17 protein-coding genes and 1 pseudogene are annotated in these 22432 nt (G+C 68.9%); 6 read left to right on the top strand and 12 right to left on the bottom strand.

The window, feature by feature from the left end; translation table 11 throughout:
• The first annotated feature begins 107 nt into the window (after positions 1 to 107).
• Positions 108 to 1235: an NDMA-dependent alcohol dehydrogenase gene (locus tag QH196_RS20285; RefSeq protein ID WP_280417386.1), complete on the top strand. Its 1128-nt coding sequence runs from the start codon at positions 108 to 110 to the stop codon at positions 1233 to 1235.
• A 21-nt stretch (positions 1236 to 1256) separates the two neighbouring features.
• On the opposite strand, the gene QH196_RS20280 is transcribed toward QH196_RS20285, so the two are convergent.
• From QH196_RS20280 to QH196_RS20270, 3 genes are all read right to left on the bottom strand, one after another.
• Positions 1257 to 1715: a MaoC family dehydratase gene (locus QH196_RS20280; RefSeq protein WP_280417385.1), complete on the bottom strand. Its 459-nt coding sequence runs from the start codon at positions 1713 to 1715 to the stop codon at positions 1257 to 1259.
• A 143-nt stretch (positions 1716 to 1858) separates the two neighbouring features.
• Positions 1859 to 3046 carry an alcohol dehydrogenase catalytic domain-containing protein gene (locus QH196_RS20275; RefSeq protein ID WP_280417384.1) on the bottom strand — a complete coding sequence of 396 codons (1188 nt, stop codon included), beginning with the start codon at positions 3044 to 3046 and terminating at the stop codon, positions 1859 to 1861.
• Between the two features lie 112 nt (positions 3047 to 3158).
• A complete protein-coding gene (locus QH196_RS20270; RefSeq protein ID WP_280417383.1) occupies positions 3159 to 4232 on the bottom strand; it encodes a DNA glycosylase AlkZ-like family protein in 1074 nt (357 codons plus the stop codon).
• Positions 4233 to 4316: 84 nt separating this feature from the next.
• Between QH196_RS20270 and QH196_RS20265 the strand changes: the two genes are divergently transcribed.
• Positions 4317 to 8972, top strand: coding sequence for a cation-translocating P-type ATPase (locus QH196_RS20265; RefSeq protein WP_280417382.1), 4656 nt, complete (start codon positions 4317 to 4319; stop codon positions 8970 to 8972).
• Between the two features lie 76 nt (positions 8973 to 9048).
• Here QH196_RS20265 and QH196_RS20260 read toward each other — a convergent pair whose 3' ends face one another.
• The 4 genes from QH196_RS20260 to QH196_RS20245 all read right to left on the bottom strand — a co-directional run bounded on the left by QH196_RS20260 (position 9049) and on the right by QH196_RS20245 (position 13224).
• Positions 9049 to 9912 (bottom strand): alpha/beta fold hydrolase, encoded by an 864-nt coding sequence (locus QH196_RS20260; RefSeq protein ID WP_280417381.1) that lies wholly within the window; start codon positions 9910 to 9912, stop codon positions 9049 to 9051.
• Between the two features lie 224 nt (positions 9913 to 10136).
• A complete protein-coding gene (locus tag QH196_RS20255; RefSeq protein ID WP_280417380.1) occupies positions 10137 to 10958 on the bottom strand; it encodes a PRC and DUF2382 domain-containing protein in 822 nt (273 codons plus the stop codon).
• Between the two features lie 350 nt (positions 10959 to 11308).
• Positions 11309 to 12049 (bottom strand): hypothetical protein, encoded by a 741-nt coding sequence (locus QH196_RS20250; protein WP_280417379.1) that lies wholly within the window; start codon positions 12047 to 12049, stop codon positions 11309 to 11311.
• Positions 12050 to 12078: 29 nt separating this feature from the next.
• Positions 12079 to 13224, bottom strand: a complete 1146-nt coding sequence (locus QH196_RS20245; RefSeq protein WP_280417378.1) for an FAD-dependent oxidoreductase — start codon at positions 13222 to 13224, stop codon at positions 12079 to 12081.
• Between the two features lie 99 nt (positions 13225 to 13323).
• On the opposite strand from QH196_RS20245, the gene QH196_RS20240 reads away from it, so the two are divergent.
• On the top strand, positions 13324 to 13920 hold the full coding sequence (locus tag QH196_RS20240) for a TetR family transcriptional regulator (RefSeq protein WP_280417377.1): 597 nt from the start codon (positions 13324 to 13326) through the stop codon (positions 13918 to 13920).
• On the opposite strand, the gene QH196_RS20235 is transcribed toward QH196_RS20240, so the two are convergent.
• Both QH196_RS20235 and QH196_RS20230 read right to left on the bottom strand, forming a co-directional pair.
• Positions 13883 to 15046, bottom strand: coding sequence for an alpha/beta hydrolase (locus QH196_RS20235; RefSeq protein ID WP_280417376.1), 1164 nt, complete (start codon positions 15044 to 15046; stop codon positions 13883 to 13885). The two genes, QH196_RS20240 and QH196_RS20235, sit on opposite strands and share 38 nt — an antisense overlap.
• Before the next feature lie 64 nt (positions 15047 to 15110).
• Positions 15111 to 15743, bottom strand: coding sequence for a TetR/AcrR family transcriptional regulator (locus tag QH196_RS20230; RefSeq protein ID WP_432279523.1), 633 nt, complete (start codon positions 15741 to 15743; stop codon positions 15111 to 15113).
• Between the two features lie 70 nt (positions 15744 to 15813).
• Here QH196_RS20230 and QH196_RS20225 point away from each other — a divergent pair, with 70 nt between their 5' ends.
• Both QH196_RS20225 and QH196_RS20220 read left to right on the top strand, forming a co-directional pair.
• Positions 15814 to 17304 (top strand): flavin-containing monooxygenase, encoded by a 1491-nt coding sequence (locus QH196_RS20225; RefSeq protein WP_280417374.1) that lies wholly within the window; start codon positions 15814 to 15816, stop codon positions 17302 to 17304.
• A 613-nt stretch (positions 17305 to 17917) separates the two neighbouring features.
• Positions 17918 to 19084, top strand: a complete 1167-nt coding sequence (locus QH196_RS20220; RefSeq protein ID WP_432279522.1) for a lipase family protein — start codon at positions 17918 to 17920, stop codon at positions 19082 to 19084.
• Positions 19085 to 19105: 21 nt separating this feature from the next.
• Here QH196_RS20220 and QH196_RS20215 read toward each other — a convergent pair whose 3' ends face one another.
• Positions 19106 to 19606 carry a gluconokinase gene (locus QH196_RS20215; protein WP_280417466.1) on the bottom strand — a complete coding sequence of 167 codons (501 nt, stop codon included), beginning with the start codon at positions 19604 to 19606 and terminating at the stop codon, positions 19106 to 19108.
• 56 nt (positions 19607 to 19662) lie between these two features.
• A complete protein-coding gene (locus QH196_RS20210; protein WP_280417373.1) occupies positions 19663 to 21057 on the bottom strand; it encodes a glucose-6-phosphate dehydrogenase in 1395 nt (464 codons plus the stop codon).
• Positions 21058 to 21495: 438 nt separating this feature from the next.
• Here QH196_RS20210 and QH196_RS20205 point away from each other — a divergent pair, with 438 nt between their 5' ends.
• Positions 21496 to 22110, top strand: coding sequence for a hypothetical protein (locus QH196_RS20205; RefSeq protein WP_280417372.1), 615 nt, complete (start codon positions 21496 to 21498; stop codon positions 22108 to 22110).
• A 201-nt stretch (positions 22111 to 22311) separates the two neighbouring features.
• Here QH196_RS20205 and QH196_RS20200 read toward each other — a convergent pair.
• Positions 22312 to 22432, bottom strand: a pseudogene (locus tag QH196_RS20200) (aminotransferase class III-fold pyridoxal phosphate-dependent enzyme); the annotation flags it as partial.

Raw genomic sequence — 22432 nt, 5'->3', positions numbered from 1 at the left:
AACCGGTAGGAAAATTCGGTATAACACTTTCCGAGAACGGCATTATCAGGCAATCTGGGTACTGCCGTGGACCGCGGGCACGACCGTCACGACAGTTAGGGAAGCCGATGAAATCCAAGGGTGCTTTGATCTGGGATTACGCGCAGCCGTGGTCGGTCGAGGAGATCGAGATCGGCGATCCCCAGCAGGGTGAGGTGAAGGTCCGGGTCGAAACGGCGGGCCTGTGCCAGTTCGATCAGCGGCTGGCCAGCGGTGACGTCCCCACCGCCGAATTCCCGATCCTCGGCGGGCACGAGGGCGCCGGGGTGATCGTCGAAGTGGGCGCCGGAGTCGACCAGCTGGCCGTGGGCGATCATGTGGTCTTCTCGTTCATCCCGGCCTGCGGGCTGTGCCAGTCCTGCCTATCGGGCCATCACAACCTGTGCGACCGTGGACAAGAACTGCTCACCCGGGGCGCCGTATCCGACGGCACCTTCCGCATCCGCGCCCGCGGCCACGATGTGCACCCCACCTCCCTGATCGGGGCCTTCGCCCCCTACGCGGTGGTGCACAAGAGTTCGGTGGTCAAGATCGACCCCACCATCCCGTTCGATATCGCCTGCCTCGCCAGTTGCAGCGTCACCACCGGATACGGCGCCGTGGTCAACACCGCCACGGTGCGGCCCGGCGAGGATATCGCGGTGATCGGCGCCGGCGCGGTGGGTACAGCCGCGGTGCAGGCCGCCGTGATCTCCGGGGCGCGGCGGATCTTCGCGGTGGATCCGGTCGAGGCCAAATGCACGCAGGCCGCAAAGTTCGGCGCCACCCACACCTACTCCGATATCGATAGCGCGATCGGCGCGATCGAGGAGATCACCGGCGGGCAGATGTGCCGGACAGTGATCGTGGCGGTCGGCCGGTGCGACGGCCACGATCTGGCCAAATGGATGCGGATCACCGCCAAGGCCGGTACCTGCGTGCTCGCCGCCACCGGCGACGCCGCCGAAACCAATCCCCGGATGAACCTCTCGGCCCTGACCTTCCAGCAGAAGAGCCTGTGCGGCACCCTGTTCGGCGGCGGGAACCCACAACTGCTGATCCCGGAGGTGCTGGCGCTGTACAAACTGGGCGATCTCGGGCTCGGCGATATGATCACCCGCGAATACTCGCTCGAGCAGATCAACGAGGGGGTCACCGATATGCTCGAAGGCCGCAATATCCGCGGAATCATCCGGTTCACCGACGCCGATCGCTGACCGGCGCCGGACCACCGGAGATCAGAACACGACGCGGCTCACCGCCTCCGCGATCAGCGCGGGTTTGCTACCGCCCTCGGTTTCGACGGTGTGCTGGACGACCAGTTGCAGCGCACCACCGGACACCTCGGTCGCGTGCGCCAGGACGGCGGTGGAGCGGACTTTCGCGCCCACCGGCACCGGGCTCGGGAACCGGACCTTGTTGGAGCCGTAATTGATTCCCAGTTTCGCGTTCTCGAACGCGAAGATCTGCGAACCGAGCAGCGGCAGCATCGACAGGGTCAGATAGCCGTGGGCGATGGGCCCGCCGAAGGGGCTCTCCCGCTTCGCCCGTTCCGGGTCGACATGGATCCACTGGTGATCTCCGGTCGCCTCGGCGAACTGGTCGACCATCTGCTGGGTGACCTCCACCCAGTCGCTGGTGCCGAGAGTCTCTCCCACGGCCGCGAGAACTTCGTCCTTGCCGGTGAATGTGCGCACAGGTGTCTCCTTCGATTCCGTGCCGCGCGCTACCGCGACATCGCCACTCCGCTACTAGGTATTCCGCACTTCGTCCCGGAGTTCAACCCGAACTGAGACATTTTCACCCTGAGTCGCAAATTCCCCGGTGTTGCCGAGCCTTCTCAGGCGGCGGGATCCAGCACGATCTTGATCGCGCCGTCGTCCTTGGCCTGGAACATGCGGTACGCCTCGGGCGCCGCAGACAATGGCAGGTGGTGGGTCGCAAAGGTTTCCACGCCCAGCGGGTCGCTGTCGTCGAGCAGCGGCAGAATATCGTCCGACCAGCGCTTCACATTGGCCTGGCCCATACGCAACTGGATCTGTTTGTCGAACAGCACCCGCATCGGCATCGGATCGGCCATCCCGCCGTACACGCCGATAATCGAGATCGTGCCGCCGCGCCGGACGATATCGATCGCGGTATGCAACGCGGCGAGCCGGTCCAGCCCCGCGGCATTCATCGCCGGCGCGGCCACCATGTCGGGCAGGTACGAGACGACCCGCTGCGCCACGGCCGCCACCGGCGACCCGTGCGCCTCCATACCGACCGCCTCGATCACCGCATCGCTACCCCGGCCGTCGGTGCGGTCGCGTACCGCGTCCGCGACTCCACCGCCCACAGCACCCAGATCGATGGTGTCGATACCGTGCGCGGCAGCGCGGTCCAGCCGTTCGGCCACCAGGTCCACACCGATCACCCGCAACCCGCGATGGTGCGCGATCCGCGCCGCCATCTCGCCGATCGGGCCGAGCCCGAGGACGGTCACCGATCCGCCGTCCGGCACGGCGGCGTATTCGACGGCCTGCCACGCGGTCGGCAGTACATCCGACAGGAAAAGGTACCGGGTGTCGGCGGGACCGTCGGGCACCCGGATATGGGTGAAATCGGCATGCGGCACCCGCAGGTATTCGGCCTGACCGCCCGGCACCTGACCGTAGAGCTTGGAGTAACCGAACAGCGCCGCACCACAGCCCTGATCCCGCACCTGCGTGGTCTCGCACTGGGTCATCAGCCCCTGCCGGCACATCACGCAACCACCGCAGCTGATCTGGAACGGCACCACCACGCGGTCGCCTTTCGAGAGGTTCGTGATCCCGGAACCGACTTCCTCGACCACCCCGATCGCCTCGTGCCCGAGCACATCGCCCGCGGACATGAACGGGCCGAGTAGTTCGTACAGGTGCAGATCCGATCCGCAGATCGCGGTGGAGGTCACCCGGACGACGGCATCACCAGGTTCCTGGATCCGCGGATCGGCCACATCGGATACCTGCACATCGCGTTTGCCCTGCCACGTCACAGCCTTCATATCCGCTCCCTCGACCGACGGCCTCCTACGCTGGTTCCGGCTCGAACACGGTGCGGTCGAGCGGCCGCGCCGGCTCGCCGGTTGGTCCGGTGGGCGATCTACCCGGGACCGGTCACCGCAAACCGAGAAAGTCTCGTAGCCGGGATATCTCCGCGTCGAGGGCGGTCGCGAACGCCTTGCTCGCGGGTGCACGGTCGACATACCCCACGTCGACTTCGCTGCCGGCGCCCGCGCAGGTGGCCCAGCCGATCACCCGGTCGCGCCACAGCATCGGCATGGCGTAATAGCCGCGGACCCGCTTCGCGACGGGTGTGTAGGCCTCGAACCGGTAATCCCAGCCCCAGATCGCACCGAACCGTTTCCGGTCCCACACCAGCGGGTCGAACGGAGCCAGGAAACGCACCCGGGCCGGCGCCGGGCGGTCGGTGGGAACCAGATCGGCCGGCCACAGGTAGCGCACGCCGTCGACGATGCGGGCGGCGAGTTCGCCGGTGGTGCGGAGTTCCCGGATCGTGGCCGAACCGGTGGCGTCACCGATCGGGCGTACCGCCCGGTTGACCGTCGCGGTGAGCGTCGATTCCGCGGCCGGGGCGAGGGTGCGGGCGATACGCAGCGCCAGCGCCCGGCGCCGCGCCGCCGGTTCCCATTCCGGTTCCCCGGAGGCCGTGGCCGCCTCGTAACGCCGGATACCGGAGACCCGGTCGGCCACCCGCAGCAGCCCGTAGCGGTGTAACTCCTCGAGCAGCACGGTGGTCGCCGAGGAGGTGCCGCCCCAGGCGTTCACCACCCCGCGATGACCGAAATGCTCCTGTAGTTCGCGCGGGTGCACCACCCCGCGTTCCCGGACGAATTCCAGGACCTCGGCCGAATGGGTGTCGTGCGGGTAGGCGCCGTTCGTTGCCCGCGGATGGCGCCGAGGGTGCAGGATCGGGCGCAGCCGCGGCACGGTGTAGCCGTAGGCGTACACGAAATCTTCGTCGATGCCGAGTTCGCGATAGCGGCGGTCGAGATCCCCGGCCCGGTAACCGCGGACACGCTGACGCAGGATCAGATCCTGGGCCCGCGCCGGTGCCCGGATCGGATCTGCCTGGACGAACTCCATATCGGCCAGGGCGCCGGCGAGCGTACCGGGAGTGCGGGGCAGGGACCAGGACACCGCGTTCGCGCGCAACCATGCCGAAGACATGCGGCGAGACTATCGACGCCCTACGACACCCCGGCGTGCCCGTCCGGCGCGTTTGCGGCGGCGTCTGCCGGGTAGCGCCCCGGTATGTCCCCCACTGTGCGCTCTCTCCTGTCTCCCCGGTTGATCACCACACCTGTCGCCACGGTGACCGGGGCGATGCGTTCGGGGGCCCAGCGGGCAGTCGACACCGGGTTGCAGGTGGTGGAAACCCCGGTGCGGACCGCGGAAAAGATGGCCACAACGGTGGCGTCCGGGATCGCGCCCCTGCTACCCGGCCAGAACAGCGGGCTACGCGACGATCTGACCGCACTGCTCGACCCGCGGGACCGGCGCGCACAACGCCGGGTCGCGTTCTCCGACGATAGGGCGACCATCGAGGTCCAGGGGTTGGACGACAGCCACCGGTCCGCGGTCACCGGGGCATTGGAACAGCATCTGGGGCGGTTACGCGGGGTGCAGTGGTGGCGGGTCAATGCGGTGACCGGGCGGATCGTGACGGCGCTGTCCAGCGGAGCCGACCTCGACCGGTTGCTCGCGGAGATCGAGGAGGTCGAACGCGAATCCGAGGTCGCCGACGCCGGCTGGAGCCGCGCCGTGGAGTTCCCGGCCGACCGGGAACCGGTGATCGCGGCCGCGATCGAGGTGGCCGGCGATATCTGCGCGATCGCGATCTCCGCCGCCGGCACCGTACCGCCGCTGCGCGGGGTCATGCGCGGGGTGCGCTCGGTGGCGGCGTTCACCGACGCCCAGCCCCGGCTGCGCCGGCACCTCGAGGAGCGGCTCGGCAGTACCCGCACCGACCTCTTGCTAGCGGTGGCCAATGCCGCGGGGTCGGCGCTCGGCGAGGGCGCCGCCGGCGGCGTCACCAACCTGGTGGCCGACACCGTCCAGCGTGGTTTCGCCCTCACCGAAGCCGTGGCCCGGCACGCGCAGTGGCGCGAATGGGAGGCCGATATCGTCGACGCCGAACATTTCCGGGTCGATAAACCGCTACCGCGTTTCACCCGGCCGGCCGATATGCCGCGCGGGCCGGTGGAGCGGGTCGCCGACGAAACCTCCGCCGCGGCGCTCGCCGGTGCCACCACCCTCGCCGGACTCGGCCGGGCGGGCGATATCGCCGACGCCCTCATCCTCGGCGCGCCGAAAGCGGCGCGGGCCGGGCGCGAGGTCTACTCGGCGACCATATCCACCACCCTGTCCGCCGCCGGGGTCCTGACGCTGCACCCGGCCGCGTGGCGGCGCTTCGACAGGCTGACGGCGGTGGTGGTCGACGCCGAATCGCTGGCCACCACCCGGCGGGTGGTGCTCGAGGCCGAAAGTGCCGATGCGGAGTGGCCGGACGCGCGGGTCTGGAGTACGGCGCAACGGTTGCTGTGGGAGCCACAGGACAACACCGGCGCCGACGGCCATCCGCTGCGGCTGGTGCACCCGCATTCCGGAACCCGCGATCGCGGCACCACCAGCCGCCCGGTGGAACGGGAACTGCGCGACGGCGACCGGGTCGTCGGGCGGGTACTGGTCGGCCGCGAACTGGATCCGCGCGCGCACGGTGTGCTCAACGCCGCCCGGCGCGCGGGTTTGCGCATCGTGCTCGCCGGTCACCGCGATGCCGCCGAATTACGTGGACTCGCGGATGAATTCGTCGCCGCCCGGGGATCGCTGAGCGCGCATGTGGAACGCCTGCAGCAGGACGGTCATGCGGTGGCGGTGCTGAGCACCCGGGCGCACAAGGCGCTCGATCACGCCGATGTCGCGATCGGTCTCATCGGGTGTGAAGGTGGCGGTATCCATGTGCCGTGGTCGGCGGATCTGCTGTGCCGCAATCTGGAGCAGGTGCGGCGCACGCTGGCGGCGGTCGGGCCCGCGCGGCAGGTCAGCGAACGCGGTCGCACTCTGGCATTGTCGGCCTGCAGCCTCACGGGGCTGATCCTGGCCGCCGCACCGGCCGCCCGGTCCCGGACCGCACCGATGATCGCGGCGAACTTCGCGGGGCTGTTCAACGGCGCGGTCACCGGTCTGCGGGCCGCCCGGCCGGAGGTCGCAGGCGCGCCCGCACCATTGTTGCCCTGGCATGCCCTGGAACCCGACGAGGTGCTGTCCCGGTTGCCGGAACCCGCGAGCCCGGGGGAACGGCAGACCGACGAACCCGCCGGACGCGGCGCGATTACGAACGCGCTCGCGCCGGTCACCGGCTATCTCGGCCATATGCGGCGCGAGCTGGCCGACCCGCTGACTCCGGTGCTCGGCGTGGGCGCGGTGGCGACCGCGATTCTCGGCGCACCCTCCGACGCCGTGCTGCTGTCCTCGGTGCTCACCGTGAACGCCATGATCTCCGCCCGTCAGCGGCAGGCCGCGGAGAACGAACTGCAGGAACTGCTCGAAGGTGAGCGGTTGACCGGCCGGGTGATCGACCGGGCCGAAATCGGCGCCGCGGAACCGGCGGGCACCGAGGTCCCCGCCGACTGCCTCGAGGTCGGGGACGTCTTCGTCGTCCGCGCGGGCGAGGTGGTTCCCGCCGATGCGCGGCTGCTGCGCACCGACGACCTGGAGATGGACGAATCCGGGCTGACCGGTGAATCGGTGACGGTCCCCAAGGGGGTCGATGCCACTCCCGGCGCCGCTGTCGGCGACCGCGCCTGCCTCGTGTTCGAAGGCACCACCGTGGTCAGCGGCTCCGCAGTGGCGGTGGTCGTCGCGGTGGGCGCCGACACCCAGGCCGGTCGCGCGACCGCGGGTGCGGTCCCCCCGGACAAGGGTGGTGTGCAGGCACAGTTGCGCTCACTCACCGATCGGGCGCTGCCGCTGACGCTGACCGGCGGCGCGATCGTGACCGCGCTCGGCGGCCTGCGCGGGCGCACCCTGCGCGCGGCGATCGCCGACGGTGTCGGGGTGGCGGTAGCCGCGGTGCCCGAAGGGTTGCCGCTGGTGGCGACGGTGGCGCAGCTGGCGGCGGCGCGGCGATTGTCCCGCTACGGAGTCCTGGTCCGCTCCAACCGCGCGGTGGAGGCACTGGGCCGGGTCGACGAATTGTGTTTCGACAAAACCGGCACGCTCACCGAGGGCCGGTTGCGGCTCACCGCACTCGCCGACCTCGACGAGCAATGGCGGCCCGACAGCGAATCCGCCACGGCGCAACGGTTGTTGCGGGCCGCCGCCCGGGCCTGCCCCGAACCCGACGACGGGCCGGTGCTGCACGCCACCGACCGTGCCGTCCTCGACGCCGCCGCCGAAACGCTCGGATCCGACGCACATCGCTGGGACCCCCTCGACGAGATCCCGTTCGAATCCAACCGCGGATACGCCGCAGCATTCGGTCAGACCGCGCACAAACTGCGGCTCATGGTCAAGGGCGCACCGGAGGTCGTCCTGCCGCGCTGCACGCGGGTGCGTACCGGTACGAAACCGGATCCGGCCCTGTCCGACGAGCTGCGTGAACGCGCCGACGCCAAGGTGCACGACCTCGCCGAGCAGGGGCTGCGGGTTCTCGTGGTGGCCCGCCGCGACCTGCCGGAACATCCGCAGGATATGGAGAACGCCGTCGAGGAACTCACGCTGCTCGGCTTCCTGGGGATCGCCGATACCCCGCGTCCACAGACCCCGTATCTCGTGCGCGCGCTACAGGACAACGGGGTCGGTGTCCGCATGATCACCGGCGACCACCCGGTCACCGCGGCCGCGGTCGCCCGGCAGCTCGGGATCACCGTGGGCACGGTCACCACGGGCGCGGACCTCGACGAACTCGACGACACCGAGCGGCGGGAGCTGATCGAACGCAGCACCGTATTCGCCCGGATCGACCCGGAGCAGAAGGTCGGGATCGTCACGGCGCTGCGCCGCAGCGGCCATGTCGTGGGTATGACCGGTGACGGCAGCAACGACGCCGCCGCGATTCGCACCGCCGATATCGGGATCGGTATCGCCGCGCACGGTTCGGCGGCCGCCCGCAACGCCGCCGATCTGGTGCTCACCGAGCCCGACCCGCGGGCCCTGCTGCACGCGCTGGTCGAAGGCCGCAGTATGTGGCAGCGGGTCGCCGATTCGGTCGCGGTGCTGGTCGGTGGTAACGCCGGCGAGATCGCGTTCACCCTGTTCGGGACCGCGGTCGGCGGCCGGGCACCGCTGGGCACCCGCCAGTTCCTGCTGGTCAACCTGCTCACCGATATGTTCCCGGCCCTGGCGCTCGCGCTGGCCGGGGGCCAGGAAGGTGTCGAAACGCAGGACGACCCGGACTGGGTGGAGGAGCGGGCCCGTCAGCTCGCCGCGATCCCACCCGCCAGCCTCGGCTCCGATCTGATCCGGACGATCGCCGTCCGCGGTGTCGCCACCGCGACCGGCGCGTCGGCCGCCTGGCTGGTCGGACGCTATACCGGCACCCAGCGGCGCGCCGACACCATCGGACTGGTCGCGCTGATCGGTACCCAGCTGGGCCAGACCCTGGTCGCCGGCTACCGCAGTCCACTGGTCTGGCTCACCACCGCCGCCAGCGGTGCGGTGCTGGGGATCGTCGTCATGACACCGGGGCTGGGCGCGTACTTCGGCTGTACTCCACTCGGTCCGATCGGCTGGTCCGTCGCGACCACCGCGGCCGCGGGTGCCACCGCGGGATCCGCCCTGCTCCCCCGACTGCTTCCCGGTGTGGAAACGGGTCGCGCCGAGACCCCGGCCTTGCCCGGCGGCGAACAGGAATCGCTCCCCGCGGCGGACAACACCGAACCGGCCGAGGTCGAGCAGGACGCGTAACCGGTATCGCCGCCAGCGGCGGGCAACGCGGCATATCGTACGATCCGCCGGTTCGAGCTGCCTCGCGTCCGGGTGATTACAGGGCGAGCATGGCGCCGGCTATCCGATCGGCAGAAGCGTCGCGCAGGGCGGTACCCATATCGTCTAGGACGAGTAGCCGGGCCCCGGGGATTTCGGCGGCGAGGGCCTCGCCGTTGCCGACCGGGAAGAAGGGATCGGCGCGGCCGTGCACCACGAGCGCAGGGATATCGAGCTCACCGAGCCGCTCCCGCCAGCGCGGGGTGCAGTCGATCCGCGAGAACACCATCCCGAGCTGGTTCGCCTGGTGCACCGCGGGATCGTTCGACGGTGTCCGGTCCCAGATCCGGGTCGCGGTCGCCCGCGCCTGCTGCGGATCGTTGCCCATCGGCTCGGCGCCCTCGGCGGCGAACGCCGCGACAGCGTCCCGGTCGGTCCAGTCCGGCCGTGGGCGGGAGAACATCGCGCCCATGACCGCGCGGTCGTGGTCGGGCAGGTCCTTGTCGACCGGGCCCGGCGCCACCGGCCGGGTGCCGACAAGGGTCAATGCGGCGAATATGTCCGGGTGGTCCAGCGCGGCGACCTGAGCGACCATCCCGCCGACGCCGACCCCACCGAGGTGGGCGGTCCCGGCGCCGAGCACCTCGACCAGCGCGACCGCGTCGGCGACGAGGTCGCGCAGGTCGTATGCCGGGTTCTCCGGGTCGAGGGTCGTCGATGCGCCGGAGTCGCGCAGGTCGTAGCGGACCACGCGCCGCCCCTCCGCGGCGAGCCGCTCGCACAGTGCGTCGGGCCAGGACAACATTGTTGTGCCACCGGCCAGCAGGACCAGCGGATCCTCCGCGCGGCCGAAGCTCTCGATGCCGAGATCGACACCGTTTGCCCGCACCGAGGACGTTGCCGATCGAAACGGTCCTGTCATACCCCGACTCCTGTCTGCCGATTCATCCAGACATATCGACGACAGGTTCACCCGAAAGTCATCGGTGCAGCAGAGACGTTTCCACACTCCCGGCCTCGCCGATGGAGTATCGAGCGCAACCCGCACCCGTGCGACGACCGATCGCTGGGGGATACAGCGCGGGCGGGGTCTCCGACGAGAAGGGATCCCGGGCCTGTCACCCGGGATCCCTTGGTGTGCAGTACTCAGCGACGGTCGTCGCGGTCGGTCCCTTCGGTCTCGATCCGTTCCTTGCGGACGGTATCGGAGACGGTCTGTTCGTCCTCGACCTCGTCGACGGCGAGGCGGACCCGTTCGACGGGGACGGATTCCTTGTTCACAGTCACCCGCTCTTCGTGCAGTGTGACCTCGCGTTCTTCGTCACCCAGGTCCGCGTTCACCGAACTGGGGTCGGTGATGGGTTCCCGTTCGACGTGCACCTCCTCGTGGCTGGTGGGCACGGTGACCGATTGTTCTTCGGTGACCACGTATTTACGCATCCGCGCCCGGCCGGACTCCTGCTGTTCGGTGCCGACGTCGAGCTGTTCCTCCGAGCGCACCATGGACTCCCGATCCGCGGGTGACGCGGTGGTCCCGCCCATCCCGGCAGCGGTGCCCATACCTGCGGCGGTGCCCATTCCGGCCGCTGTCCCCGTACCGGTGGTCTCGCCGCCGGGGCGTTCGGCGTGGCGCCCGTAGTCGTCCCAGCCCGGATGGCCGGGGTCGATTCCGTAGTGGACGAACAGTTCGTCCTCGGATTCGCGGCTGATCAGGCCGTCGTGTTCCAGATGCGGCGCGGATTTCACCGCTTCCTTGTGCACACGGACCTGCAGTTCTCTGGTGTCCTGCCGCAGCTGGGCTCCGGCCAGCGGCACCAGTGAATCGTCCTTGAACAGTCCGGTGCTCACCGACGCCCAGGTCGGGGCGCCGGAAGAATTGTCGACGTAGACCCGCTTCACCTTGCCGATCTTGTCGCCGTCCAGATCGTAGACGGCGTCTCCGATCAGTTCTTCCACCTGTTGAGCCATGGCTCCTCCTAGCTTCTCGTCCGATACGTGATCGGCGAACCGAGTCGCGTCAGGTGGACCGTTCCCGGATCCGGGCGCTTCGGGGGTGGCTGTCCCCGGCCCCGGGTGCGGTCGCTGCCGCGATTCGGCGTGCTCGCCGCTCCCGGTGTTCGGTTCCGCATCGGGCGCGGCTTCGGCTCTTCTCGGGTAACCGGTGGGCGCTCAGTGCGGAGTGCCGATCGGCTACATCCCCGGCAACTACCCGGGTTATTTCCGGGCAAACAGGGCCGCCGGAAAATTTTCGGAATCCCGGCCCGTGCGGGCGGCGGGATAACCGGCCACCGCGGGCGCGGCGAGCCAGCGGTTCCGGATCAGGGCAGTCGCCGGTAGATGATCGGCTGAGCGGCGATACCGTTCGCCGCGAAATTCGCGAGGACGAAGGAACGGAATGTGGGCCGCAGGAGCAGCCCGGGAAGGAAGGTGCGCAGCGCCGGCCAGGAGGCGTGGTTGATCAGCGTATAGCCGGCGGGCTCACCCGGCAGCGGGCGCATGGGCGCCGAATTCGGCAAGGCCGTCTTCCGCTGGAACCAACCGGCGGTGTACTCCCAGATATCGTGCACCGTCCGGGGATCGTCGCCGTAGAAGTAGTTGAACAGGAACCAGTGGTCGGGGCCGTGGTCCACATCGGCGATCCGGGCGGGACTGCTCGCCGCGACGAGATGGGTGCGGCGGGCCGAATCTCCCAGCAGGCCAGACAGCTCGAGCCAGGCCGGATCGGTGCGGATGGCGGCGAGATCGGCCACCGATTCCGACCTGACGAGTACGACGACGTCGAAACGTGCGGGAGTCATACCGGCGCCGCGAAGGATCTGCGCGCCCTCCCCCGGGGGGCGAAGCGCGGCACGGAAGGCCGTCACCTCGAGCACATCGTGCCGGGCGGCCAGTCGCTCGACCGGCCGCCCGATCCGGGCCAGGATCCGGCGGCGTTGCACCGAAGGTCGCGGTAGGGGCCCGGCCCAGTCACCGATCTCCGCGGCGAGCAGCAGGAAACCATTGACGGTGGGAGCGGCGAGACGGGCTTTGCTCGCGTGCTGTTCGTTGACGACGCGCATGGTGGACTCCTCGAGTGGTGCGGTTCGGTTCAGCGGCGGTCGAGCCCGGACAACCGGTAGGCGAGCCGCCGCCGGACGGTCGGGGCGGCACCGGCGAGGCGTAGCCCGATATTGCGTAACGGTCGCGCGGTGGCCGGCAGGGTGGCGGCATCGGTGAGCCGCCCGGCAATCGACATCACCGAGCGGGCGGTGCTGCGCCGCGCGGCGGCATGCTCGTCGAGCAGCGTCGCGGTCTCGCCCTGCAGGACCCGGGACAGGATCCGGCCGGTGGTGACGGCGTCTTCGATGCCGAGGTTCATTCCCTGACCGCCGGCGGGCGAGTGGACATGGGCGGCATCACCGGCAAGCAGGATCCGGCCGCGCCGATAGCTGTCGGCGAGGCGGTGGTGGACGCGGAAGCGCGAACCCCACACCACCTCTGTGACCGCCGCCGGAACGACGCGCGGGCCACGGTCGTCCAGCAGCCGCTGCACGAAACCGATATCCGGATCGTGCGGTGCCTCATCGGCAACGGCAACGACCCGGTACATATCGCCGGGTAGCGGCGCCACCACTGCCAGGCCTGCCGGGGAGAAATAGAGGATCACCTCGTCGCGTGGGATACCTCCGGTGGACCGGATATCGGCCAGGACGAACGATTCCGCGTAACTGCCGCCGGTGAATCCGATCCCCGCCTGCTCGCGTACCGTGCTGTGCATCCCGTCCGCGCCGATCAGATACCGGGCGGATATCGGTTCGCCGGTGGACAGCGTCGCGGTGACCGAGTCGTCGTCCTGAGCGATGGCCGTCACCGTGGCCGGGCGGTCCACAACGATGCCCAGTTCGGCCGCCCGCGCCAGCAGGAATTTCTCCGTATCGGCCTGCGAGATCATCAGCGTGTAGGGGTAGGCGGTGGGTAGTCCGGCGAACGGCACCGATACCAGCGCCCGGTCCCGGTCGCGAATGGTGAAGCGCGGGATAGGTATTCCGCGGTCGACCAGTGCCGGGACGACGCCGTAGGGCTCGAGGAGTTCGAGGGTGCGCGAATGCACCACGGCGGCGCGGGAGGTGTTCGCGCCGGCGGCCTGATCGTCGACGATCCGAACGCGGTGCCCGAGCTGGGTGAGGACGATCGCGGTGGTGAGGCCGACCGGCCCGGCGCCTACGACGATCACGTCGATTTCGCGTGTGGACATGTCTCCCACCTGCACTTCCGTGAAGTCAACAACTGTTGGCATCAACGATAGAGCGCCCGGGAAAGCTATGTCAACACTTGTTGGCCTACACTTGTTGGCATGAAGAGATCGGCAGCGGAAACGAAAGAGACGATCCTCGCGGCGGCACGTGAGCGTTTCGCCGCCGACGGCTACGAACGCGCAACCATCCGCGCGATCGCCGCGGACGCCTCGATCGACCCGGCCATGGTCATGCGCTATTTCGGCAACAAGGAACGGCTCTTTGCCGCGGCCGCCGAATTCGATCTGGAACTACCGGATCTGTCGGCCGCCGCACGCGAAGACATGGGCACCGCACTCGTCGCCCACTTCCTGGAGCGCTGGGAACGCGACGAGGCCCTGCTCATCCTGCTGCGGGCCGGTGTCACCAACGAGGCCGTCGCCGAACGGATGCGCGCGATCTTCGCCGGCCAGCTCGGCCCCGTGGTCACGGCAGCCGGCAACGACCCGCACGAGGCCCCGATCCGCGCCGGCCTGGCCGCCACCCAGATCCTCGGCATGGCCCTGTGCCGATTCGTTCTGCGCTTTCCGCCGCTGGTCACCATGACCCGGGACGAGGTGATCGCCTGGCTGGGCCCTACGGTGCAGCGCTACCTCACCGGCACCGCGGAATCGGAGGTCACCGCGGTGGCGGCGCCGCCGAACTCGCGGCGGTGATCTCCGCCCGGTACCGCTCCACGAAGGGCAGCACCTGCTGCCCGATCACCTTGTTGTATTCGGCCGGATGCTGTCGCGGATCGGCGTGCCCCGTGCCACGCGGCTTCACCACCAGCAGATTGCCGTTCACCCCGCCGACCTCGTCGATCAGCACCTGATGGGTGCGGGCGACGTCGACCACGCGGTCGCGGGTGGCGTCGTGGGGCCGGAGGAAGACGACGGCCGGGCGTGGTTTACCGCGCGCCGCACCGGACAGTTGCCGGAGATCGTCGGTGGCACCGCCGGCGACAATGGCCAGGAACTGGGATTCGATGAGCCCGTTGCTGGCGGCATCGGCGTTGAAGATCTTGTCCCGCAACACCTGTTCGACCGCGGCACCCAACTGGTCGAACCGGATTCCCGGGACGCCCGTGAAGTCGAGAAACCGTTCGCGCCGGGCATAGGTCTCCACGGCGATCCGCAGGCCGCGACTCTCCCGCGCGCCGGGCAGCCAGCCCATCCAGCGGACCATATCCTCACCGAGGCCCCGGCTTTCGGGGCGTACGGCATCGAGGTCCAGGGGTGTGCAATCCAGCAGTACCGCCAGCAGCCGCCGATCGCTGCCGGTGTGGATATGCCGCGCCACCTCCAGCGCGATCACTCCGCCCATACTGTGCCCCGCCAGCACGATATTGCGCACCCCCGACATGACGGCGGCGCGAATGACCAGTTCGGCGATCACCTCGGTATCGATACCGCGATTGTCGTAGCGGATCGCCCAGACCGAACCCATCTCGCGCAGCGCGGGCAGTGCGGCGGCGGTATCGCTGGCGTTCAGGCCGCCCAGCCCGACGAAATCGATGACCGCGGTATCCCGCAGAGCCGGATCGGCGGGGCCGGCGATCGGCAGCAGCGCGGGTTCGGTGCGGGCCAGGCGCTGCCGTTCCGGGGTCACATCGTGCTCCCAGTACTGCGCGAAGGCGACCAGGGCGATCGTCAGTAGTACGGCAACCCGCAGCAACGCCTGTCTGGTGCGCGACAATGCCTTCCACCGGTAACTCGGGCGCGTTTCCCGCAACCGGGCCCGGCGACGTTCATCGCTCCAGTCCGCGACGGTGGACGGATGCCATTCGTCCATCGGCGACATGGACTCCACTGTATGCGCCTCTCGGGTCCGCGGCCGGTGCGCCGATCGGCCGTAGCGGCGCCGGTCACCCCTTGGCGACCCCGTCGATCAGCAGCCGGCGGATGGCCTCGTTCAACGCCGCGATGGCCTGTTCGTCCGGGTCACGCAGACCGTGAACGACCCCGGCCAGCAGCATGCCGGTGACCGCGCGGGCGGTGTTGCGGGTGTCCAGATCAGCACGGAGATAGCCGAGCTCGACACCGTGCTCGAGATATCCGGCCGTGAGCGCGTCGGCGGTATCGAGCAGGCCGTACAGGCGCTGGGTCAGCTCGTCGTCGATACCGGGTGCGTGGAACAGCAGCAACTGCGCCACCCGGCGATCGGCGAGCAGGATGCGGGTGAGCGCATCCCCGATCCGTTCGATCTGCTGCCGGTATTCGTCCAGCGTGCTCGCCGCGTCCGGGGCATTGTCGGTACCGAGCGCTTCGACGATACGGGCGGCCAGATCGTCGATAACGTGGTCGATGATGTCGCGTTTATTGCTGAAGTACCGGTAGAAGGTGCCGTGCCCGATACCGAGGTCGGCGGCGATATCGGCGATACCGGTGGCGTGATAGCCCTTCTCCGCGAAGCAGACGAAGGCGGTATCGATGATGTCGCGCCGTAGTTCGGCCTTGCGGCGTTCGGCCCGCGTCTGTGGCTTCGTCACGCTCCCGATGATACGGTCATCACAAACGGAATGAGGTGTCATTCCGTGACGTGTGATTCAGTTCGCTGGGAGGTTCGACGTGGCACCTCGGTACGACGCCGTCGTGATCGGTGCGGGATTCGGTGGTATGGGGGCGGGTATCGAGCTCGACCGTCTCGGTCTCGGCAATTTCGTGATACTCGAACGGGAAGCCGACCTGGGCGGCACCTGGTTCGTCAACCGCTACCCCGGTCTGGCTGTCGATATCGCCTCGGTGACCTACTCGTACTCCTTCGAACCCAATCCGTTCTGGTCGCGCCTGTTCGCCCCCGGTGCCGAACTGAAGAAATACGCCGACCACGTCGCGGACAAGTACCGGCTCCGGGAACGGATGCGCTTCGACACCACGGTCGAGAGCGCCCACTGGGACGCCGCAGAGCAGCACTGGGTGGTCACCGTGGCCGGTGGGGAAACGCTCACCGCGCGCTATCTGCTGACCGCGACCGGTTTCCTCTCCCAGCCCTACACGCCGCCCTTCCCGGGGATCGACACCTTCGCCGGCAAGATCATTCACACCACCGCCTGGGACGAATCCTACGATCTCACCGATCGGCGGGTCGCGATCATCGGCACCGGCGCCACGAGTGTGCAGCTGGTACCCGAGATCGCTGCCCGCGCCCGTGAACTCACCGTTTTCCAGCGCACCCCGATCTGGGTGGTGCCCAAGATCGATGCGGCCATCCCGGACGCGGTGCAGCGGCTCTTCGCCCGGATACCCGCGACACAGAAGGCGGCCCGGATGGTCAATACGACCATGCTGGAGGCCTTGATGGTGGTCGGCGTGCTGCACTACAAACAGGCCCGGCCGCTGAACAAGGCCGCGGCGCTGCTGGCCAAGGCACATCTGCGCGCCCAGGTCCGCGACGAACGGCTCCGCGAGCAACTGACACCCCATTACGATTTCGGGTGTAAACGGCCGACGTTCTCCAACCACTATTTCGCCACGTTCAACAAACCGCACGTCCGTTTGGAAACGAACCCGATCGAACGGGTGGAGGCGGACGGTATCGTCACCGCCGACGGGGGCCGGACACCCATCGACACCCTGATCCTGGCCACCGGATTCAACCTGTGGGACGCCAACTTCCCGGCCTTCGAGATCACCGGCCGCGACGGGGTGGACCTCGGAAAATTCTGGCGCGAGAACCGCTTCCAGGCCTACGAGGGAATCACGGTGCCGAAATTCCCGAACTTCCTCAGCCTGAACAGCCCGTACTCCTACAGCGGATTATCGTATTTCACGACCATCGAAGCGCAGATGAAACATATGGGCCGCCTCTTCGGCGAGTTGCGGCGCCGCGGCGAAAAGACCTTCGAGGTCACCGAACGCGCCAACACCGAATTCCTGGAACGGGTGACCGGGAAACTCGATTCCTCGGTGTTCTACGGCGGCGACTGCGCGACCGCCCGCAGCTACTACTTCAATCAGCACGGCGAAGCGGCGCTACTGCGCCCCACCAGTACCGTCAACGCCCACCGTGAGGCGGTGCGGTTCCCGCTCGACGACTACTCCTACGGCGCCACCACCTGATCGATCCAGGATCGGCGCGTCCGGGTGCACACCGTGGTCGTGCGACCCCGCGTAGATCAGGTCTCGCCCGGCCACACCGGCGGTTTCAGCGAGGAGCCTGCGCGGCGTGTAGCCGGTGACGTCGTCACGCCGCCGCGACAGCCCCGCGGCCGGCTCGGCGACATGGACATTCTGCCCGCCGGCGTCGACACCGCCCAGCGCGGCGGGAGGGCCGGCGTGCGTGTTCGGACCCGCGCCTGTCGCAGGACGGGCACCGGCGCCCACTGATGATCTTGGGACCGAGTGAGAAGGTCCCGCCGGTTCCTTGTGACCTCACGCAGAATCGGGCATATACGCGGCCGGAGCCGACCGCTACGATCGGTGCGCGTCGTAAAGTAAGCCGCCACGCGCGGAACTGGGGCCACGGCCACAAGCCAACGGAGACAGTTCGTTCGAGCGATCACCGCGCTCGCTGCCTCCGGGCCGTCGCGGCGGCAGTTTCGCGGCGACGGCAGTCGCCCGCATACCTCGCCTATCCCTCGGCGACGGGCCGAACGGCATCACAAGTGCCCGGTCCGTCGCCGGGTCGTTTCCTGCTGTCCGAAAGAAGATCGTGTTCAGAGTTTCCACCCGAATCCTGATCCTGCTGCTGACCCTCGTCTCGGTAGGGTTGTTCGGCGTCGAGGCGAAAGCCGAACCGCTGTATCCCCAGCCCGACCCGGACCCCTTCTACGCCGAACCCGATAACCTGGGCGATCTCCAGCCCGGCGATGTGGTCCGGACCCGGACCATCGATACCGGCCTTTACCTGGGGACCACGGGCCATCAGATCGCCTTCCGGTCCACCAATTCCCGTAACCAGCCCATTCTGGGGGTCACCACCGTGCTCATGCCGGTCGGTGTCGAGAACCCGCCGCTGGTCTCCTATCAGGCGCTGATCAATTCGCTCGGCACCCGGTGCAATCCGTCGCGGTCGCTGTTCAACGGTGAACTGCAGGACGCGGTCGGGGCGATGCTCCCGATCGGCCGCGGCTGGGCCATTTCTGTCCCCGACTACCTCGGGCCCACCGTGGCCTACGCCGCGGGCCGGCTCAGCGGCATGATCACCCTCGACAGTATCCGCGCCGTTCAGCAGGTCGCCGAACTCGGCCTGGCGGATGCCCCGGTCGCCATCGCGGGCTATTCCGGCGGCGGGCTCGCCACCGGCTGGGCCGCGGCGTTGCAGCCGGACTATGCCCCGGAGCTGAAGATCGACGCGGCCGTGGCCGGTGGGATCCCGGCCGATCTGGAGCAGATGGCGCTGGGGCTCGGTTTTGCCCCGCATCCCGGTTTCGGGCTGGCGTTCGCCGCGGCCATGGGGCTGGAACGCGAATACCCGCACCGGCTGCCGATATCGGATCAGCTCAACGAGAACGGCCTGTGGTTCCGTGAGTTCACCCATGACGCCTGCCGCCGATTCCTGCTGTTCCACGGCGCGTTCCGCAGTGCGGAGCAGATGGCGGCGTCGAAGAGCCTGATGGACAGTCCCGAGGCGCGGGAGGTGCTGCACGAGAACAGTCTGCGCTATTTCGACGGTGTACCGGCGATGCCCACCTACCTCTGGCACGGCCGTTTCGACACGCTGACCCCGTACGACGGGGTGGCCGAATATGCCGACCGCGCCTGCAAGGCGGGGGCACCGGTCAAACTGACCACCTACGATATCGCCGAGCATATGACGGCCGCGGTCGCGGGATTCGCCGATGCCTGGAGTTTCGTGGAGGCCCGGTTCCGCGGCGAGGACGTCCCCATGGGCTGCTGATCGGACAGACCCGCGCTCCGGTCAGCCCTGATCACCCGCGATGACCTCGTCGAGGCTCGTGAGCGCCAGGTCGACGGCCTGGCGGGGGCCGCGGGTGCCGTGCAGGACCGTACCGGGCTCGTCCGGTGCCAGCGGTTCCAGTGCGGCGAGCTGAGAATCGAGCAGCGAGGCGGGCATGAAATGCTCGCCTCGCTGCGCTGTTCGCTCCAGTAGTTCCTCGCGGTCCGCGGTCAGGAGCAGGAAGAATATTCGCGGCGCGGCGGCTCGCAGGCTGTCGCGGTAACGCCGCTTCAGCGCCGAGCAGGCGACCACTCCCCCGGTTCCGTCCGCCGCTCGATCGCGCAACCAGTGCCCGACCTCCGTCAGCCACGGTTCCCTGTCGGTATCGTCCAGCGGCCGGCCCGACCGCATCTTGGCGATATTGGCGTGGGGGTGCATATCGTCGGCGTCGGCGAACGGAACATCGAGGCGTAAGGCGAGCAGCCGGGCCGTCGAACTCTTCCCGCTGCCCGAAACGCCCATCACGACGACACACGGCAACGGTGAACGCGGTGAAGCCCCCGCAACGTCCACCGGCCTCATCCACCCCGGTCGATCTCGCCGGGACCGCGTGAACCCGCGCGATATTCCTCCAGCGGCGCGAGATCGCGTGCCCAGCCCGCGAGCACCGGGGCCACCACCCGCCACGCCTCCTCCGCCTCGTCGGCACGGATCGACAAGGCGGGATCGCCGACCAGGACGTTCAGCAGCAGGGTCCCGTAGGCCGGGAGCTCGGGCGGATCCATCTGCGCCGTCATGGTCAACGGTTCCAGGGTGTCCGCGCTGGTACCGGCGGCGGTGAGAGCCAGCGTCAGGCATTCCGGGTCGAGCCCGAACCGCAGCACGTTCGGCCGGGTGCCGCCGTCGCGGCCGAACGGCATCGAGGGGACGGGCCGGAAGTGGACCGCGACCTCCTTGCGATCCTCGGCCAATGCCTTACCGCTGCGTAATACGAACCTGGTGCCCGACCAGCGCCAGTTGTCCAGGCTCAGTTCGATCTCGGCGAAGGTTTCCGTATCCCGCTGCGGGTCCACGCCCTGCTCGTCGACATAGGACGGGACCTCCCGGGTGCCGATCGTGCCCGCGCGGTAGCGGCCGCGGCGGGTCCGGTGCGGTATATCGGCTTCCGCGAGTGGCCGCACCGTGCGCAGCACATCCACCTTGCGGTCGCGCAGATCACGCTCGGACAACGAGATCGGTGGTTCCATCGCCACCAGGCACATCAACTGCAGCAGATGGTTCTGCACCATATCCTTGAGCGCTCCCACCCGGTCGTAATAGCCGGCCCGGTCCTCGAGGGTGAGGGTCTCGTCCCAGACGATCTCGATCCTGGCGATATGCGCGCTGTTCCAGATCGATTCGAGCACGCGGTTCGCCAGCCGGCTGCCGAGCAGATTCTGCACGGTCGTCATGGCCAGGAAATGGTCCACCCGGAACACCGCCCGTTCGGGGACCAGATCCGCGAGCAGGCGGTTCAGGTTCTGCGCGGTGGCGAGGTCCTCGCCGAACGGTTTCTCCAGCACGATCCGGCTACCCGCCGGCATCTTCGCGGCATGCAGGGTGCGGATCGCCACCGGGAACAGGTTCGGTGCCAGCGCGAGATACACCGCGACGGGCCGCTCGCCGCTGACCAGTTCGGCCACCTCGACGGCATTGCCGATATCGGAACGCCGGTACCGCGCGGTGCCGACGAGCGCCCGGCGCGCCTCGATCGGTATCCCGGCCGCGTGCCGATCGAGCTGGTCCAGCGCCCAGGTCTCGAAGCGCGACTCGTCCCAGTCCTTCAGGTCCACGCAGACCAGTTCGAAATCGTCGTCCACATAGCCGGCGGCGCGCAACGCGGCCAGCCCGGGCAGGAGATAACGCCCGGCGAGATCACCGGTTCCGCCGAACACCACCAGTCGGGTGATCATCGTGCGCTCCGGGCTGTGCATCCACCTGCCTCCTCTGCACGCTCGTGGTGCGGGAAATCGACGGAAAGCAGCCCCAAACTAACAGGCGCGGCGGGAGGGCGTGAATGCCTGTTGCCAAGACGAGACGTGGCGCAACCCCGGATCCGGCCGCTGCCGGACCCCACGGCATCTCGTCGCCGCCGGGACCCGCGTGAGTGCGAACGCGCGACCGAACCGGGGACGCGTCAGCACAAAGTTTCCCTCACGAACCCACCGGGAATTCACCGGTCGGGCCGAACCGCGGGCGCGCCGCCGGTGGCCGGATTGCCTTCGTAAATCATTGCCGGAAAAGGTTCTCGGCGGCGGCCGGCCGAATGACCGCGGGCCCTTCCGCGGAAATCCATTGCCCCCGGCCGAACGAGAACGGCTGCACAATGGTTCAATTCTCGCAGCAAGCGCTCGGAGTGCAGGAGGTAGAGGATGGCAGTGCGCTACTCGAAAAGGGAACAGACCAAACTCGTCAATCGGGTGAAAAAACTTATCGCCCAGGGCAAAACGGTCAATGCCGCGTGCACTTCGGTTTCCGAACGTGAAGGTGGCCAGCCCGCGGCGAACACACTCGCGAATTGGCTGAAGGCGGCAGAGCTCCCCGAAGCCGAGCCCACCCAGGAGGAGGCCGCACCGGCCGCTCCGGCTGCACCGAAGAAACGCCGCCGCCGGACCGCCACCCGTAAATCGGCGCCGGCGGCCGTGACCCCGGTGCCGGAACCAGAGCCGAACGCTTCGGAGGCCGAACAGAATACGGCGCCCGAAACACCCGGCGAACAGTCCGGGATTCCGGTGACCGAGAGCGCCCCGCTTCCGGCGGCCGAGGCCACCGCCGAAACCGGCGCCCAGGCCGAACCGCTGACGGAATCCGCAACGGCGTCTGTCGCCGAACTCGTGCATATCCGCACCGCCGACCGGACCGCGGAGACCACGGGTGATCTCGACGATCTTCTCGACGAGAATCTGCGTTTGCGTACCGCATTGAGTGAGGCGAATCGCGAAATCCGCGCCATGCGCGACCTTCTCGTCGTCTACGCAAGCCGCTGACCCCTACCGGCCGCACCGTACGCGGCCGGTATCGCAGCATCGGAGTGGGGGGGGGGGGGGGGGGGGGGGGGGGGGGGGCGGCGGGGGGGGGGGGGGGGGGGGGGGGGGGGGGGGGGGGGGGGGGGGGGGGGGGGGGGGGGGGGGGGGGGGGGGGGGGTGGGGGGGGGGGGTGTTGGGGGGGGGGGGGGTGGTGGGCGGGGGGGCGCCCCCCACGGCGTTCCCGCCGTAGGTACCGCCTTGCGATCCGGGCCAGGCGGCGCTCATCAGTTCGGCCGAGGCGGCGATTCCGGAGAGGGGGAAGCCGCTGGCCAATCCCTTGGCC

Source organism: Nocardia carnea, from assembly GCF_029868325.1.
In the GTDB taxonomy this organism is placed as follows: domain Bacteria; phylum Actinomycetota; class Actinomycetes; order Mycobacteriales; family Mycobacteriaceae; genus Nocardia; species Nocardia carnea_C.
Note: the sequence above shows the minus strand (reverse complement) of the source record. Positions and strands in the feature narration are given on the sequence as shown.

Bases quoted from the DNA above. Each gene is read 5' to 3' on its own strand.
- QH196_RS20205 (WP_280417372.1), top strand. From the start codon at position 21,496: ATGGCAGTGCGCTACTCGAAAAGGGAACAGACCAAACTCGTCAATCGG.
- QH196_RS20235 (WP_280417376.1), bottom strand. From the start codon at position 15,046: ATGTCGCCGATGGACGAATGGCATCCGTCCACCGTCGCGGACTGGAGC.
- QH196_RS20215 (WP_280417466.1), bottom strand. From the start codon at position 19,606: ATGGGCGTTTCGGGCAGCGGGAAGAGTTCGACGGCCCGGCTGCTCGCC.
- QH196_RS20260 (WP_280417381.1), bottom strand. From the start codon at position 9,912: ATGACAGGACCGTTTCGATCGGCAACGTCCTCGGTGCGGGCAAACGGT.
- QH196_RS20285 (WP_280417386.1), top strand. From the start codon at position 108: ATGAAATCCAAGGGTGCTTTGATCTGGGATTACGCGCAGCCGTGGTCG.
- QH196_RS20245 (WP_280417378.1), bottom strand. From the start codon at position 13,224: ATGTCCACACGCGAAATCGACGTGATCGTCGTAGGCGCCGGGCCGGTC.
- QH196_RS20240 (WP_280417377.1), top strand. From the start codon at position 13,324: ATGAAGAGATCGGCAGCGGAAACGAAAGAGACGATCCTCGCGGCGGCA.
- QH196_RS20250 (WP_280417379.1), bottom strand. From the start codon at position 12,049: ATGCGCGTCGTCAACGAACAGCACGCGAGCAAAGCCCGTCTCGCCGCT.
- QH196_RS20270 (WP_280417383.1), bottom strand. From the start codon at position 4,232: ATGTCTTCGGCATGGTTGCGCGCGAACGCGGTGTCCTGGTCCCTGCCC.
- QH196_RS20255 (WP_280417380.1), bottom strand. From the start codon at position 10,958: ATGGCTCAACAGGTGGAAGAACTGATCGGAGACGCCGTCTACGATCTG.
- QH196_RS20275 (WP_280417384.1), bottom strand. From the start codon at position 3,046: ATGAAGGCTGTGACGTGGCAGGGCAAACGCGATGTGCAGGTATCCGAT.
- QH196_RS20265 (WP_280417382.1), top strand. From the start codon at position 4,317: ATGTCCCCCACTGTGCGCTCTCTCCTGTCTCCCCGGTTGATCACCACA.
- QH196_RS20210 (WP_280417373.1), bottom strand. From the start codon at position 21,057: ATGCACAGCCCGGAGCGCACGATGATCACCCGACTGGTGGTGTTCGGC.